The 14,652-nt window shown below is 40.8% G+C and carries 19 protein-coding genes; 16 read left to right on the plus strand and 3 right to left on the minus strand.

Annotated features, from left to right (window positions below):
* Positions 1 to 152 precede the first annotated feature (152 nt).
* The 8 genes from RCJ95_RS12725 to RCJ95_RS12760 all read left to right on the plus strand — a co-directional run bounded on the left by RCJ95_RS12725 (position 153) and on the right by RCJ95_RS12760 (position 8,950).
* A complete protein-coding gene (locus tag RCJ95_RS12725) occupies positions 153 to 1,046 on the plus strand; it encodes a DoxX-like family protein (protein ID WP_263082453.1) in 894 nt (297 codons plus the stop codon).
* 5 nt (positions 1,047 to 1,051) lie between these two features.
* Positions 1,052 to 1,663: a DUF4166 domain-containing protein gene (locus RCJ95_RS12730; RefSeq protein ID WP_257521986.1), complete on the plus strand. Its 612-nt coding sequence runs from the start codon at positions 1,052 to 1,054 to the stop codon at positions 1,661 to 1,663.
* On the plus strand, positions 1,632 to 3,188 hold the full coding sequence (locus tag RCJ95_RS12735) for a YndJ family protein (RefSeq protein WP_446722378.1): 1,557 nt from the start codon (positions 1,632 to 1,634) through the stop codon (positions 3,186 to 3,188). The genes RCJ95_RS12730 and RCJ95_RS12735 overlap by 32 nt, the downstream gene beginning before the upstream one ends.
* A gap of 213 nt (positions 3,189 to 3,401) precedes the next feature.
* Positions 3,402 to 3,686: a hypothetical protein gene (locus RCJ95_RS12740; RefSeq protein WP_446722379.1), complete on the plus strand. Its 285-nt coding sequence runs from the start codon at positions 3,402 to 3,404 to the stop codon at positions 3,684 to 3,686.
* 162 nt (positions 3,687 to 3,848) lie between these two features.
* Entirely contained in the window at positions 3,849 to 5,531 is a 1,683-nt protein-coding gene (locus RCJ95_RS12745) for a methyl-accepting chemotaxis protein (protein ID WP_446722380.1), read from the plus strand.
* A gap of 71 nt (positions 5,532 to 5,602) precedes the next feature.
* A complete protein-coding gene (locus RCJ95_RS12750) occupies positions 5,603 to 6,562 on the plus strand; it encodes a hypothetical protein (protein WP_446722381.1) in 960 nt (319 codons plus the stop codon).
* A gap of 199 nt (positions 6,563 to 6,761) precedes the next feature.
* A complete protein-coding gene (locus tag RCJ95_RS12755) occupies positions 6,762 to 8,303 on the plus strand; it encodes a right-handed parallel beta-helix repeat-containing protein (RefSeq protein WP_369579274.1) in 1,542 nt (513 codons plus the stop codon).
* A gap of 455 nt (positions 8,304 to 8,758) precedes the next feature.
* The gene (locus RCJ95_RS12760; protein ID WP_004228683.1) at positions 8,759 to 8,950 is read left to right on the plus strand and encodes a hypothetical protein; all 192 of its coding nucleotides are present in this window, start codon (positions 8,759 to 8,761) and stop codon (positions 8,948 to 8,950) included.
* A gap of 63 nt (positions 8,951 to 9,013) precedes the next feature.
* Here the strand turns inward: RCJ95_RS12760 and aac(6') are convergent, their stop codons facing one another.
* A complete protein-coding gene (gene aac(6') / locus RCJ95_RS12765) occupies positions 9,014 to 9,448 on the minus strand; it encodes an aminoglycoside 6'-N-acetyltransferase (RefSeq protein WP_446722382.1) in 435 nt (144 codons plus the stop codon).
* Positions 9,449 to 9,573: 125 nt separating this feature from the next.
* Between aac(6') and RCJ95_RS12770 the strand changes: the two genes are divergently transcribed.
* The 3 genes from RCJ95_RS12770 to RCJ95_RS12780 are packed head-to-tail and all read left to right on the plus strand — an operon-like array spanning position 9,574 to position 11,446.
* The gene (locus RCJ95_RS12770) at positions 9,574 to 10,170 is read left to right on the plus strand and encodes a class I SAM-dependent methyltransferase (protein ID WP_221683079.1); all 597 of its coding nucleotides are present in this window, start codon (positions 9,574 to 9,576) and stop codon (positions 10,168 to 10,170) included.
* A gap of 27 nt (positions 10,171 to 10,197) precedes the next feature.
* A complete protein-coding gene (locus RCJ95_RS12775; RefSeq protein WP_257521991.1) occupies positions 10,198 to 10,773 on the plus strand; it encodes a DNA-3-methyladenine glycosylase I in 576 nt (191 codons plus the stop codon).
* Positions 10,763 to 11,446 (plus strand): DUF1963 domain-containing protein, encoded by a 684-nt coding sequence (locus RCJ95_RS12780; protein ID WP_446722383.1) that lies wholly within the window; start codon positions 10,763 to 10,765, stop codon positions 11,444 to 11,446. Before RCJ95_RS12775 ends, RCJ95_RS12780 begins: the two co-directional genes overlap by 11 nt.
* Here the strand turns inward: RCJ95_RS12780 and RCJ95_RS12785 are convergent.
* Positions 11,443 to 11,748, minus strand: coding sequence for a transposase (locus tag RCJ95_RS12785; RefSeq protein ID WP_312128783.1), 306 nt, complete (start codon positions 11,746 to 11,748; stop codon positions 11,443 to 11,445). The two genes, RCJ95_RS12780 and RCJ95_RS12785, sit on opposite strands and share 4 nt — an antisense overlap.
* A 75-nt stretch (positions 11,749 to 11,823) precedes the next feature.
* On the opposite strand from RCJ95_RS12785, the gene RCJ95_RS12790 reads away from it, so the two are divergent.
* Positions 11,824 to 12,024, plus strand: coding sequence for a hypothetical protein (locus tag RCJ95_RS12790; protein WP_257521994.1), 201 nt, complete (start codon positions 11,824 to 11,826; stop codon positions 12,022 to 12,024).
* Positions 12,025 to 12,183: 159 nt separating this feature from the next.
* Positions 12,184 to 12,483 carry a hypothetical protein gene (locus tag RCJ95_RS12795; RefSeq protein WP_048393880.1) on the plus strand — a complete coding sequence of 100 codons (300 nt, stop codon included), beginning with the start codon at positions 12,184 to 12,186 and terminating at the stop codon, positions 12,481 to 12,483.
* Positions 12,484 to 12,599: 116 nt separating this feature from the next.
* Here the strand turns inward: RCJ95_RS12795 and RCJ95_RS12800 are convergent, their stop codons facing one another.
* Entirely contained in the window at positions 12,600 to 12,833 is a 234-nt protein-coding gene (locus RCJ95_RS12800) for a hypothetical protein (RefSeq protein ID WP_274772945.1), read from the minus strand.
* A 504-nt stretch (positions 12,834 to 13,337) separates the two neighbouring features.
* On the opposite strand from RCJ95_RS12800, the gene RCJ95_RS12805 reads away from it, so the two are divergent.
* The 3 genes from RCJ95_RS12805 (at position 13,338) to RCJ95_RS12815 (ending at position 14,613) form a co-directional block, all read left to right on the plus strand.
* Positions 13,338 to 13,724 carry a hypothetical protein gene (locus tag RCJ95_RS12805; RefSeq protein ID WP_221683073.1) on the plus strand — a complete coding sequence of 129 codons (387 nt, stop codon included), beginning with the start codon at positions 13,338 to 13,340 and terminating at the stop codon, positions 13,722 to 13,724.
* Positions 13,725 to 13,800: 76 nt separating this feature from the next.
* Positions 13,801 to 14,421 (plus strand): NAD(P)-dependent oxidoreductase, encoded by a 621-nt coding sequence (locus RCJ95_RS12810; protein WP_446722384.1) that lies wholly within the window; start codon positions 13,801 to 13,803, stop codon positions 14,419 to 14,421.
* A 15-nt stretch (positions 14,422 to 14,436) separates the two neighbouring features.
* Positions 14,437 to 14,613, plus strand: coding sequence for a hypothetical protein (locus tag RCJ95_RS12815; RefSeq protein ID WP_320939682.1), 177 nt, complete (start codon positions 14,437 to 14,439; stop codon positions 14,611 to 14,613).
* The last annotated feature ends 39 nt before the right edge of the window (positions 14,614 to 14,652 follow it).

Genomic DNA, 14,652 nt, shown 5'->3' on the forward strand with positions numbered 1-14,652 from the left:
AATAGTACTAACGATACCATTAGACTCAAGTCATCATTTCGATTCAAGTTTTTTATTTTTATTGAGAAACGTAATTTGCATACCCATTTAATAGAAGGTTATCAATTTACTGCTATAATGATAGTGGCTTCATCAAAAAAAGGAGTGAGTTTATGAGCAGAAAACCTATTTATGTCGAGATAGACATTCAGGCTCCTATAGAGAAAGCATGGGATTATACACAAAATCCTCAGCTGCATGAACAATGGGATTTACGTTTTACATCCATTACATATAGTCCGAAAAAAGCACCTGAGGAGCCACAGCGTTTTACCTATGAAACGAAGGTCATGCCAGGCTTACAGGTAAGCGGCTGGGGAGAAAGCAAGGGGGAGCATCATAAAGAAAATGGCACGCGAACATCCTCACTGCATTTTGGTACGCCTCAAAAGCGCTCACCCATAGCGGAGGGAAAGGGCTATTGGCAATATATCCCGTATCAACAGGGGCTGACATTTCTGACCCAATATGATTATGACACACGCTACGGCAAGCTTGGCGTATTCTTTGATTTATTTTTTCGTCCATTAATGGGGTGGGCGACGGCACTCAGCTTTGATGTTTTAAAAAGATGGCTAGAAAAAGGAGAAAATCCTGCCGCACAGTATAGACGATTCTTTTTAACGATGCTCATGCGTCTATTCTTTTGCTTTGTCTGGTTCTATCATGGTCTTGTACCGAAGATTATCCATTTACATCCGCAGGAATTAAAGATGACGGCTTCATTCCTAAACCATGCAGATCAGCTAGTTATGTGGATAGGGGTTGCGGAAATTCTCTTTGCTTTATGTTGGCTTTACCCGCGAGGAAAACGCTGGCTCTTTGGCATGCAAATTATCATTTTTCCGCTCTTGACGATAGCTGCTATTGTTGCGGACCCGACAAGTATACAAGCACCCTTTAATCCACTTACCTTTAATAGCGCTTTATGGGTGTTGTCAATTGTCGGATTTAGCTTAAGTAAGGATGTACCAAGTGCTAAAAGTTGCAAAAGAAAGCGAGGATAACAAGGATGACGATCTATCAAACAATATTAGGGGATGATTTTGCGAGACTTCATCCGATGCTACAGCAGCGTTATGCGTTACCAATAGATGAACCATTTTTTGCTCAGGGCGTGATGCATCAAATAAAATCTGGTGCTAAATGGATGCGACCCTTCTATACACTGGCTGCGAAAACGCGATTTTTGTTCCCAGAGTCAGGGGAGGATATCCCCTTTACCATTTCGAATACATGCAGAGCCCTGCCAAGTGGGGAACTAGAGGTGCTATGGGAGCGTACCTTTTATTTCCCGCAGAAAACCAGACATTTTGATGCAAGGATGACCCTTGATCCAATCCAAAAAATTGTGAAAGATTATTTAGGCATACCCGCGCTTTTTTATTCCGATTTGCACTTTACGGTGACACGAGAGGGGACATTAGTCATTCGGTCAGGTAAGCAGCGCTTTGTCCTCTCGCGTTTCGAATGCCCGATGCCTCGACTGTTAGAGGGTCGAGTTCTTGTAGAGGAAGGCTTTGATGAATCGAAAAATGTCTTTACCATTCATGTCTCCATCCATAATCCATTCATAGGGAGGCTCATGATGTATGCTGGTGAATTTACGCAACAATCGAAGTAATTTTATTTTTTTACTAGGGATTTTGTTCACGGTGATTTGCTTTGTGCTTAGTGGACAACCCAATTACTTATGGTTACTAACAATTGCTCAACTGATTTTCGTTCCCACCATGGTTTCAATGGTTGTCGATGTTACAAAAGCGGGCAAAGCCATCATTATTGGGATGATGCTAGCCGTTACACTGCTGCATTGGTCGACGGATGGCTTATTGGCTAATGTTTTGGCAGGCATGTATTTACTGTATACCTTCTATATTGCCATACAAGGCGTGAAAAGATTTTTACAACGAGGCTTTACGAATATTGCGGAGTTTGCTATCGACATGGGGCTTTTCTACCTAGCTCTTGGTGGTTTGTGGTTTTTCGCCTATGTCGCCAACATGGATACGGGTTTTTCACCATTAATAACGTGGTTAACAGCGATTCACTTTCATTATTCAGCTTGTTTATTACCCATTTCCGTAGGACTTTTAGGTCGATTACATGATAGTAATGGGTATCGTGTCATGGTGATGATATTGCTAGCAGGACCAATCCTTGTTGCGATAGGTATTGCCTTTTCCGTTCTCATCGAAATCATTGCCGTTGCTCTTTATATTTTCGCCATTTACGGCTTGTTTTTCGTAGCGCTCAAAACAAAGCTTCCTTTTGGACAGGGGCTATTGCTGAGGATTTCCTATGGAGCGCTCTGTCTGACAATTCTTGGGTCTTGTCTGTATGTTTACAGTCGTGTCAGCGGAAACTTTTCCATCGGCATTCCAGAAATGCTTCAATTCCATGGTGTGATCAATGGTGTTTTCTTTGGGGCTTTAGGGGTCATCGCCTGGCTAATGGCTGTCCCCCCAACAACACAGCGTCCGTTTGAGTTCCCTGTAAGCCAAATTCGCGGGAAGCTACATCACGAGAATATACCACACCCTGGCTTGGTCGATGCCTTACAGGACTTTGTCGATACAGCAAAGCTACCGCCTGTCATTCCACATTTTTATGAGCATACAACGACCTATCGTCTGTTTTCGACGGTGCAATGGAAGACTTGGTTTCGACCTTTTGCCTTTCTGTATCAAGGCATGGGGCGTTTTCTCCAACAGCTCAATTTACCCTTTTCCAGTAAGCAAATTGAAATGACGGGTAGCATTGTTCAGGTTGATTCTGCACAAGATAGCCGTCCGTCTCCACGTGCATGGATTCGGACAATTCAACAGCAAACCGTTTTTGTCGCGATTTATTCGAAGCACACAAGCGACGAAACGACCTATATGAATATAGCCTTACCACTCCCGTTCTCAACAATGGTTGGCATTTTGTATGCCTATGAAGAAAATGGTCAGCTACACCTAACAAGTCGCCATGATGGAGATGCAGGAATTTATTTGGCGATAGGAAAAAATGTAATGAGGCTACCCTTACAGGAGCATTTTCAAATTTCTGCGGTAGATGACAAGACATTGTCAGCACGCCATCAGATGACGTTATTTGGTATTCCCTTTTTACAAATTGATTATCATATTAAACGAAATGGATAGGAAATGCCTCATCCGAACGAGAAGGTCCTATATAGAGGCAAATAACAAGGAGTGATGGATGGCTTGCGTTTAACAAAAGGAATTTCTGGTTTCAATGCAGCGCATTTAATTGAGCAGGACATGCGCATGTTTCAGTCGATGGTGTACCATTTAGTGACAAGCGAATAACGAGCGAAGGTACGGCAATTTATCGATCAAGCGCCCTTTGTCTATATGCAGGCATTGATCGAAATCGATGGAGAAACACTGACGATTCTTCATCATCGTTTGATGCCGTACATCGCCTTTGCCAGGCAGGAGGAGAGTAGCTTTACCTTTTTATCCAAGCCTCACCTGCATAAATATTTTCCTATGCGAAAATGCTTGGAAGCGGAGACACTTACAACATTACTAATAAAGGATGAGGCGTTACATAGTCTATCTACTACAGAATGGAAATACGTCTCTTATTTTAATAGCCAAACCATTGGCGATGTAATGTTCAATGGCTGGGATTAAGAATAGTACTAAAGGCGTAAGATAAAAGATGCTATAAAAAACATTATATTGACCAAGTTATTTCTGGAAATATAGAAAAAATTCCTAAAACCGCTAATCGCCCTTATTAAATGGTAGATTTTTAATGATGGAATAGATTAGGAAAATAAGGGGTTTTTGCAAATGAAGTTCAAAACAATTAGTAGACGCATTGTTTTTTCCTTTAGCATTGTGATTGCAATCGTGATGGGATACATTGTTTACAATTACTTTGCCATCAAGCAAAGCAATGATGCGACAGAGCAAATTGTACAGCAAGAATTACAACTATTAATCATCGATTACGAGCAGGCACAGTCCATTGATTTAAGAATAGCGGCAGCTAGAGGCTATGTGCTTTCTGGTAGAGAAAAGTATAAAGAGATATTTCAGGATAATGTTGCAAAGGAACTAAGCAACGAAGAAAAACGATCAGCATTATCTTCCTCAGGCGAATTCGGACAATTTGCGGAGATGTCTAAAGAATGGAACCGTTATATTGAACAAGAGGTATTTGCGGTATATGACCAAGGGAACACCAATCTGGCTACTCAAAACCTCACAAAAATGGATGACACAGCCACGTCTATTCGTGAAGGCTACGAAGGCTTAGCTGAGCAACGAAAACTAGCCATTAATGAAGTAGGGAAAGACAGTGTTGCCGCTGGGGAACAGAAACAGCGAATTGCCATTATCGTAGGTGTGGTGATTGTTCTTCTAGCAGTGATAATTGAGCTATTAAGTGCTCGTGGTATTTCAAGACCAATCGTGACGTTAACCAAGCGTATGCAACAAATGACCAATGGCGATTTAAGTGAGCCCCCTTTACCTATTCAATCAAAGGATGAAGTGGGCCAGTTGATGGAAGCGACCAACACAATGGCAGATATTTTAAATCGACTCTTGAAACATATTCAAACAGTGTCGGATGAGGTAGCGGCTCATAGTGAGGAGCTTTTGCAGTCAACCACAGAGGTAAAAACAGGTACAGAACAAGTTGCCCATACTGTAACAGAAATCGCCAGCGGTACAGAACGACAGGCAAACCATGCAGCAGATGTCGCTTCCTCCATAAACGACTTTGCTGTCAAAGTAACGACTATTCATGACGGCAGTAAAGACGTTCAACTATATTCGCAGGAAGTCAAAGCTTTAACAGAAGAAGGTAGAGATGCAATGACCTCTTCCACAAAGCAAATGGAAGCGATTCAGCAGATGGTAAAGAACGCGGTGGATCAGGTAACTGGTTTCAGTAAACAAACACAAGAAATTTCTAAGCTTGTAGCGGTCATTCAAAATATTGCGGCACAGACAAATTTATTAGCACTGAACGCAGCGATTGAAGCAGCCCGAGCTGGGGAACAAGGAAAGGGCTTTGCGGTGGTAGCCGACGAGGTTCGCACATTAGCCGAGCAGGTGGCCTTCTCCGTTGATGATATTACAGCCATTGTAGGAGCCATTCAGGATGATTCGAGGACAGTGACCTCCTCATTAGAGCAAGGCTATGGGGAAGTAGAAAAAGGCACAGCGCAAATTGCCACGACCAATACAACATTCTATCGTATTGCAGATGCGATCGATGCCATTGCAGCAAGCATTGATGGGATGTCATCAGATTTGCACGGGGTAGTTCACTATACTGTTACGATTCACCAATCTGTCGATGATATTGCGGCTGTCTCTGAACAGTCAGCGGCAGGCATTCAGGAAACATCGGCGACCATTGAACAGGCTGCAAGCTCTATGGAGGAAATTAAACATAGTGCCGAGCATTTAGCAGAAATGGCCGAACAATTAAATGGCCTCATTCGTCGATTCAAACTATAGAAAATTGTGCTTGATTTCAAACTTCCAACACATTTACGCTGTATACTATTGCATTGGAAGGTGGAATCATTTTGAGAAAATATTTACTTTTATTATTGATGAGTACTTTATTCATGGCACCCGTTGCCTACGCCCATACGATGGATAAAAGTACACTATTCACGGATGTCCCTGAAACAGCCGCCAATATTCAGGACATTATGGTACTACACAGTATTGGGCTTCTTGGGTACAATGGCAAAGATATGGCCTTAAACCCAACAGACAATCTCTCACGCAAGGACTTTGCAGGCTGGGTAGGTGGCTTTTTCGGCCTTGACGGAGCAACAGTGGATGAGCTAGCACAAGCAGCTCAAAAAGAGGATTACGTGTCTTCTCTAGAGGGAGATATTACGTACAAGGAAATAAATACAGCACTTTTTCATCATAAACTTGAGCTAACCAATCCTGACGCAACCATGTCGAAAGAAGAATACATTGCATTCTTAACAGAGCACCTTACATTTGATATGGGCGGACATACGCTTATTCAAATGGGCGGCTTTGCAGAAGGACCAACGGGTACGATTGAAGACGTTGTCACAGGTGACCAAACAGGAATCATCATCGACGGTAAAACATACATGCTGTCAGGACACCCTCGCATCTTTGCCGATTCAACAGATGCCAAAAGCTGGGTAGGGCAACAGCTAGAACGTTCTATTTTTACAACAGCAGCGGATCACCATTCTGGTCATGACGGTGGGCAAGAGGAAAGCCACGGGGATCATGCAGAAGGCCATGGCGATAGCCACGAGCATGAAACATCCGCCTCGAATGAAGCAACACTACAATATGTACAAATTAGCACTGCACAAGTGGTGAAAGAGGATGCCAAAGAAATGGAGTCTTCGAACGCTACACCAAGAGAAGAGCAACAAGCAGCCGCAGCAGATGACACAACATCCAACTCAAACACAGTATGGATGATCGCCATCCTAGCAGCCTTAGCCGCTATTTTTGTTATTGTATTTGTGAAACGCAAGAAATAATGTAAATGAAATAAACCAGCAATGACCGGGGGGATTCGGTTGTTGTTGGTTTTTTTGCATTTTTCCCCACTTTCATTAAACCGTCAAACATTCCAAATAAACGCCTGCATATTCCAGCAATTTTACACAAAATTGAATAAGCACAAGCATGTTCGGTATATAAATAGGGTACGAACATTTTTTGGTTAGGAGTGTGTAAATGGCTGTACTTGTGGTGAAGAGGAGTATTATGCATCGTTATCAAAGTATCGGGCAGGCGATTGAAGAGGCGGCGCCTGGGGATATGATTGAAATTCGGGATGGGATTTATGAGGAAAGCTTGGATATTGCCAAGCGTCTGACGTTGTATGGGGTTGGCAATGTGACCATCAAGGGTGGCGTATTTATTCGCTATCAAACACCTGTCGCGATGCGTAATTTACGGTTCCGGCAAGGGCAGGGGCTGTATGTGAAAGGCGATTTACAGCTTGAGAATTGTGTGATTGAGGAGCAATTGATTCGAACGCAGATGATGGTGAGCTATGGTAGTTTGCTGATGAAAAATTGTGCAGTGCTTGCAACGCCACTGAATCATTTTGGTTTGCGTGTGGCGAATGGCTCTAGTGTTATTCTAGTCGACACGACATTTGAGCATCATAGGAAGGCACAGATTATCGCTCAAAACTGTGAGCTAAGCCTGACGAATTGTATGCTGTTGGAAGGGAAGAAGCATGGTATTTTTGCGATTCGTCATGTCAAGCTGACAATGGAGGACTGTGAAATTCATGGGCATGATAAGGCACAAGTAATGGCTGCGTCAAGTGAGATGACGATGACCAATTGTTTAGTTCACCAAGGGCAAGGGGTAGGCATCCAATTGTTTGATAGCACGACTTTCAGGATGGATGGCTGTAAAATAAAAGAGCATCTTGATACGAATATGGTGGTTCATCGCAGTGAACTAATGGTATCTGATTCTATTTTTTCAGATGGTCAAAGTCATGGGCTGTATCTTGGAGAAAAAACCGAAGCCAAGTTCTATGATTGTCAAGTTTCTCGGCATGTCAAGGCACAGGTGTTGATTGAAAATAGCAAGGTGGAATTTCATACATGTCATGTTCGTAATGGCATGGCTGTCGGGCTTACCATTGTGGATGAGGCAAATGTTTCGATGAACCAATGTAAAATTCAAAACCATCAGCAATTTCATATTATTGTTGATGCTAGTGGATTAAAGCTACAGCAATCGATTATTCAATTTGGGCAATCAGGTGGTGTTTATGGTAATGAACATGCCAAAATTATGATGCATCATACAACGATTCGAGAGCTGCAAAGCCACCATATCTATATCAACAATGCCCGATTATTTACACACTATTGCACCTTTGAACAAATGGAAGCAAACGGAATCACGTGCATTGATGCAATTTTTGAGATAGCTAATAGCTATTTTAAAGATGATCAAGAAAGCCCTTATGCCATGATTTGGTCAGATCAATCAATGGGGCGTATTGAAAATTGTAGGGTGGATAAGGCGGCTAGACCATTTTTAGCGTTGTCCAATAAATCATTATTGGAAATGCGTCATACAGATATAGCTGCAGTAAAGGCTCCAGCGGTGGTCCAGGAAAACAGCCAATTATTTGTGCAAGGACATGTACAGTCAGCGACATGGCAGAAGGATACAGCATCAAAGGTTTCCCAAATTGAGGACATGAAAATAGAAATAGTGAAACATGATATTAAAAAAATAATATAAAAGCCGATTATACAAATAAGACAAGTAGTTTCAATTTTGAAATTACTTTTTTTATGGATTTGTGTATTGATATTTTATATATGTGAAAAATGGGTAAAGGAATACGTTTGGGCTGTAAATTAATTATAATTTGTGCAAAAAAATCTATAATTCGACAAAATGCAAGAATATTTTTATAATGGTATAGATGTCTTGTTGCAATTACTGCAATATTTTGAAATATTCCACAGGAAAACTTATACAATCTTTGTATAAGTTATAACAAACATAATAAAAGTTTTTACTTAATGTAAAAAAAATATTAAATAAATGTAGATAATAGATTGATTATTTTCCATGTTTAAACCTATAATTAGTAAAAATGGTTCACGAAATAAGATAAAAATTCGCTAAATATGAAATGGGAGTAATGATTTTACAATAATAAAAAGAGAGAGTATTGGGGTGATATGAGTATGTTTGGGCTGACAAAAGAAGAAATTATGTTAATGCTTGAGGAGATGGAATTAGCAGAGAAGCAAAAGAATGTGATTGCTGATATCTTACATCTAAATAATATGCGAATCGAACAACAACTCGCATTAATGATCCATTTAATCATAGATGAGCGCGAACGAAATATTTCCAACAATACATATCTAAACTAAAAAAATGTCGAAAAATCACAGGTGTTATGTTTGCAACGCCTGTGATTTTTTTGTCAGCCATTTTTATAATTTTTTTGTGAAGCAAATGATACGATTGGCTTCTGTAAAACCGAGCTGAAGATGAACCCTTAGGCTTTCATCATTGTCCCATACACAGTCACTGGCAAACTCTAGACAGCCCCTATGCTTTGCCCATTGCTCACATTTCTCCACAAGCAGTCTTGCATAGCCCTGCTGGCGATAGTCCTCCCTCACAAAAAGGCCTTCTAAATAGCCGACTGGACTCGAGTCGGTACCTTCTACATAATCTGTTCTTAACTGGCATTGGGCAAATCCAACTGCTTTGTCATCATCAAAGGCAAGGAAAATAGCTGCGTTTTCTTCCTTTAGCAGCTGTGTCATCTCTTCAGTAAATTCCTCTAGTGTATGATTGGGCCAGAGCAGTAAGGCTAATGAGGCAGCAGCATGAGCGTCCCTATGCTTTGCTTGTTGTATCATAAAATCTTCCTCCTTTGTAAAAAATGAAACAAATTGTTTTGAAGTACGTACAAACTAGTAAGCGTTTTTATTTTAAAGCTCTAATTTTTATTTTAACAATCTTACTTGAAGAGGGGAATCCAATCATGTCACTCTTACAAACGTTAATTGAACAAGCGAAAAAGCCAAATGGATGGATTGGCTCAACGATGCTACAAATTATGAATTTTGCCCATCGTGGTATGAATGCATGGTTCATTAGGCAAGGAGCTATCAATGACGGTGATCGTGTATTAGACATAGGTTGTGGTGGTGGGAAAACGCTCCAAATTTTATCCAAATTGAATCCAAATGGTATAATATATGGGATAGATTTTTCCACACAGGCAGTGAAGGAATCAATCAAATTGAATAAAGCAAATGTTGCCAGTGGTAGGGTCTTTGTGAAAGAAGCAAGCGTTTCAAACATTCCATACGATGATCAGTTTTTTGATGCGATTACCGCCTTTCAAACGCACTATTTTTGGCCATCCTTGGAGCAGGATGTAGAGGAAGTATGGCGGGTTCTGAAAAACGGTGGGAAATTTATTATCATAGCAGAGCTCTACAAGATGAACTATCATATGAAAGCCTATCAAACACCTGAGGCAACGAAGCAACTATTAGAACGTATCGGTTTTCAAACCGTTTATGTCACGGAAAAATCAAGTAAAGGATGGCTTTGCATTACAGCTATTAAGTAAAGGATACATAAAATGGAGGGTATAAAAATGAAAAGATGTGATTGGGTCAAGCTAGATGAGCCTTTATATGTGGAATACCATGACAAGGAGTGGGGTGTACCGGTCTATGATGACCAGCATTTATTCGAGATGCTTTGCTTGGAGGGGGCACAGGCTGGCTTGAGCTGGTGGACGATTCTCCAAAAGCGTGAAGGCTATCGTGAGGCATTTGACCAATTCGATGTGGAAAAAATTATCCATTATACAGCAGACAAGCTAGAGGAATTGCAGCAAGACACACGGATTGTACGCAATAAATTAAAAATAGCTAGCGTGGTGACAAATGCTAAAGCATATCTCCAAATACAGGAAAAGCATGGCTCATTCTCAGATTATATTTGGGGCTTTGTAGATCACAAACCAGTTATGAATGAGTGGGCATCCATCAAAGAGGTGCCTGTGACGACAGAAGTTAGTGATCGTATGAGCAAGCAATTGAAGAAAGATGGCTTTAAATTTATCGGTAGTACAATATGTTATTCCTTTATGCAGGCAGTGGGCATGGTAAACGACCATACAACGGATTGCTGCTGTCGACAAAAGGAGCTAGCGGATGGCAATTGAACAAATTCGGGCTCAATTAGCCAAGCAGGCCACGATTTTTCAAACGGGTGGTATTCGACCCACGCATGATTTATTGGAAAGCTGGATTGGCTATGTTGGCTGGTCCTTACCAGAAGAACAGCCACCATCTGGCTATCAGCCGCTCGCTACGTTCTTTCTAAAAGACCTACCCTACGTACCGATGGCATTAAAGCCTTTTCAATTAGTCACAGTCTTTGTCGATGAACGTCTATTAGATCATCTCATGGAGGATGATCTTTGTTCTTATTTTGATATTAGAACGTACACCACTTTGGAAGGCTTGGTGAAGCGCGAATGGCAGCATAAACAAATTCGCGCGTTTCCACTCCTACCGCAACATATTACAAATGACTATCCAACATGGGATGGGGGCGGTATTCCTGCTCAATTGGAGGAAGATATTCTGACATTGGAGCATGAAGAACAGCTCGACTATTTTGAGGATATCGTGGAAGACCTCTATCCGTTCCATAAAATTGGTGGCTATCCAAGCTTTTGTCAAAGTGGCGTTGATTTTGGTGACGATGCGCCATTTGTCCTTCAAATTGCCTCCGATGCAAAAGCACGTTTGAACATTGTGGATCATGGCAATTTTTATTTTTTCTACAATCCAACAAACCAGACTTGGCATGTCTATTGTGATTTCTACTAAAGGGTGGAGGGCTTGTCTCTTTCATGAATTGTTATCATGATGAATCGATAAATCAGGTATAAGCCAACGTATGCGCCTGTAATCAGAAAGACAGGGTTTAAGAACACAGCATGAATCGTTGTCATAAAGACCACATCCTCAAGAATAATGTTCGTTATAGCTGTAGCGGCAATCGTGCTAAACAGAATAGCAGCAATGACGCCTAGTATGTTGAAAAGAAATCGAAAGCTAGCCCATTTGTGCTGAAGATACACCATAAGGCTGGGGATGCCAATCGTGGCAGTCAGCATGAAAAATGTCATAATATCACATCCTTTCTTTCAGATTGCCCTTGTTCGTTCATGCATAAACATAGAAAAAGATAGGAGGGAAACCGATTGCGAAAGCAAGAAGGAGAGTTAAAAAGCACAAGGAAGGTGAGAAAAGTGGAGCATAAAACGGTGGTCAAAAATGGCATTGGCTTTGGTTCGGTTTTAGCGATTACGATCTCATGGAGTGTGCATCACTCCATCATTTGGGCAATTATCCACGGCTGTTTTAGCTGGCTGTATGTTATTTACTATGCCATCATGCGCTAAGCCTGTAGGTCAACCTATCAACTAAAATGTTGTTTGAATAAAAATAACATTGGGTACATAAAAACAAAGCGTTCATAATTTTTAATGAGCAAGCATAAATAACAAAGTGCTCTTTTTCCAAAGTACCAATCGTATGAACGTAGAAGAAAGGTTGATAGAATGACACATCAAGTAACGGCTTTAAGTAATGTTAATGGTAATGCTACAGGCGTGGAAGGTATATTACAAAATGTAGCATTTATTTTATCGACGTTTACGATTCCTTGTCCGCTCCGCGAATATGTGACAAGGTCTGATATTCGTAAACCCTTCCAGCGTATGAAGAAAATAAACACAAAACGCCTCATTGAATGTATCCAACGTTTTGAGCCACGAGCTGTCGTAGTGGATGTTGATTATCTTGGCGATGTGAATAGAGGAAAATTAGAGCCCATTGTCAAAGTCATTGTCAATGAATAGCTGAAAAAATATGAATTCTGCCAGGTATGGTTTCACGAACCTGGCAGAAGATTAAATGTGCTTATAGTGGTAGGATTATGGTATATGAATTGGTGTCAAGTAGGATAATGGAACAGTTACGCGTTTCTAATGGCAATAATTTGCTGGCAATCAATGATAAGTGGTGTTGCTGCTGCTGCATCTACCTCTAAGAATGTAGCACAGCAAGTTTTAGGATCTAAGCTGATGAAGAAAATTCCTGCAAAGCTACCGCCACCTGCTAAAATAACATCTACCAAAGTGCCAGGAGATAAGCATCTTAATTGATGACAAATACAGCCTTTACACTTGTGATCTTTGGAATAATCCATCTCGTAGTAGTACTCTTCCTCCTCTTTTTTGCAAGAGCAAGAATCCTCCCTATGTTCCCATTTACAATGGTCATCCTTTTCATGACACTTACATCGCAGGTGTTTCTGTTCCCATTTGCAATGCTCATGCTTCTGTTTGCATTTGCATTCTTCTTGTTTGTGTTCACATTTTTTTTCTAAATGACAATAGCATTTTACATATTGTTCACAGCACTTTTCTTTTTTATGATTCCAATTCATATATTGACTAAATCTACTATCCTGCATCTTTTAATCTCCCTTTTTGTTAGTTTTTTAGTAATGGTAGCGCTAACCTTTACATTTCTAATCTATGAAGCCACAAACAAAACTTCTTGGTAATTTGCCCTCTGTACAAGAAGAAAATTATTTTTTACTAATTAAAGAGAGAAATAGCCATACATAGCTGTGAGAATAATAACAATTTCAGGGCAAAAGATTGCTAGACCTCCGCCTGTAAATTTCATGGAGAAATGGAGCGAATGTATGAAAAGTGTTCTGCAAATCTTCTTTTTATTCATGTGCTTACTGGTTGTGATTTCATTGTGGAAGGCACAAAAGGAGCCTTCTATTATAGCCCCGAGCCCTGAAAGAGCAACTCCCTATGCAGAGGAGCTTGGCGAAAAATTACAAGCTACGAATTTTACAAAACAAGTGTTACAGGCCATACGAGCGGCAGGCTACTCACCTGATAGTACAGTCGGTTATCTAATAGACTCTCCAGCGCATCAAGTCATCACTATTCAATTACACGATGGGGAAGAAATTGATGTAAGTACAGAAAGTGAAATTCAATCGATTATCGATGAGCTGGCCCAAAAGAATAATATGCATCTATTTATGGTCGATGTTCAACTAATAGAGCTTGAATAGTCGAGGGAAGGCACTGTGATCTGTGACTTTTTACATATAAAGGGAATTGTAATATAATGATAAAGAGGTGAGAGAAATGAAAATATTACTATTAGGCGCGAGTGGACGTGTCGGCAGCCAGTTGGTGGAACTAGCAATAAAGGATCAGCATGAGGTCACCCTTTTAGTTCGAAATCCTGATAAATTACCGCACCATCACCAACAGCTGTGTGTAATAAAAGGTGATGTTTTAAACAAGCAGGATATCGAGCAGGCAATGCATCATGTCGATGTGGTGGTGAGTGCATTAAATACAGATGGAGGCACTACATTATCGGCTAGCTTACCATTGATTCTTGAAGCGATGACAAAGCAACAGGTGACAAGAATCATTACGATTGGAACAGCTGGGATCTTACAAAGTCGTGTAACGCCGACTCTTCTTCGCTACCAATCAACGGAATCGAAACGAAAATCGACCTTTGCTGCACAGGAGCACCAGCGTGTATTCGAACAGTTACAGCAATCTGCTATGGATTGGACAATTGTTTGTCCTACTTATTTACCTGATGGACCCTGGACAGGAAACTATCGAGCAGAACGCAACTTCTTGCCAGAGGGAGGTAGCGAAATTTCTGTAGCGGATACAGCAGATTTTGCCTATCAACAAATCTTTAGCGAGGAATTCATGAAAACACGTGTCGGACTTGCCTACTAGAAAAGGGGAGATACGGTGAAATATATTCTTGCCATCATCGGGATGGTAATCATTTTCGCTGGGTGTGCCTTTCTCAGTATAACCATTGAAGAAGCGCCTGTTAGAAATGTGATGCTGAAAGTCTATGGAGGTATCATTGTTTTCATCGGGTCATTCTACCTCAAAAAAATTGCGAAATTTGGTAAGCAATAATCACTTTTACACAAGGATAGTCTAAATGGACTTAACGTT

Source organism: Lysinibacillus sp. BSL11, from assembly GCF_052928325.1.

Bases quoted from the DNA above. Each gene is read 5' to 3' on its own strand.
- RCJ95_RS12805 (WP_221683073.1), top strand. From the start codon at position 13,338: ATGAAAAGTGTTCTGCAAATCTTCTTTTTATTCATGTGCTTACTGGTT.
- RCJ95_RS12760 (WP_004228683.1), top strand. From the start codon at position 8,759: ATGTTTGGGCTGACAAAAGAAGAAATTATGTTAATGCTTGAGGAGATG.
- RCJ95_RS12735 (WP_446722378.1), top strand. From the start codon at position 1,632: ATGCTGGTGAATTTACGCAACAATCGAAGTAATTTTATTTTTTTACTA.
- RCJ95_RS12770 (WP_221683079.1), top strand. From the start codon at position 9,574: ATGTCACTCTTACAAACGTTAATTGAACAAGCGAAAAAGCCAAATGGA.
- RCJ95_RS12740 (WP_446722379.1), top strand. From the start codon at position 3,402: ATGCAGGCATTGATCGAAATCGATGGAGAAACACTGACGATTCTTCAT.
- RCJ95_RS12800 (WP_274772945.1), bottom strand. From the start codon at position 12,833: ATGGATTATTCCAAAGATCACAAGTGTAAAGGCTGTATTTGTCATCAA.
- RCJ95_RS12795 (WP_048393880.1), top strand. From the start codon at position 12,184: ATGACACATCAAGTAACGGCTTTAAGTAATGTTAATGGTAATGCTACA.
- RCJ95_RS12755 (WP_369579274.1), top strand. From the start codon at position 6,762: ATGGCTGTACTTGTGGTGAAGAGGAGTATTATGCATCGTTATCAAAGT.
- RCJ95_RS12780 (WP_446722383.1), top strand. From the start codon at position 10,763: ATGGCAATTGAACAAATTCGGGCTCAATTAGCCAAGCAGGCCACGATT.
- RCJ95_RS12785 (WP_312128783.1), bottom strand. From the start codon at position 11,748: ATGACATTTTTCATGCTGACTGCCACGATTGGCATCCCCAGCCTTATG.
- RCJ95_RS12730 (WP_257521986.1), top strand. From the start codon at position 1,052: ATGACGATCTATCAAACAATATTAGGGGATGATTTTGCGAGACTTCAT.
- RCJ95_RS12810 (WP_446722384.1), top strand. From the start codon at position 13,801: ATGAAAATATTACTATTAGGCGCGAGTGGACGTGTCGGCAGCCAGTTG.
- RCJ95_RS12725 (WP_263082453.1), top strand. From the start codon at position 153: ATGAGCAGAAAACCTATTTATGTCGAGATAGACATTCAGGCTCCTATA.
- RCJ95_RS12775 (WP_257521991.1), top strand. From the start codon at position 10,198: ATGAAAAGATGTGATTGGGTCAAGCTAGATGAGCCTTTATATGTGGAA.
- RCJ95_RS12745 (WP_446722380.1), top strand. From the start codon at position 3,849: ATGAAGTTCAAAACAATTAGTAGACGCATTGTTTTTTCCTTTAGCATT.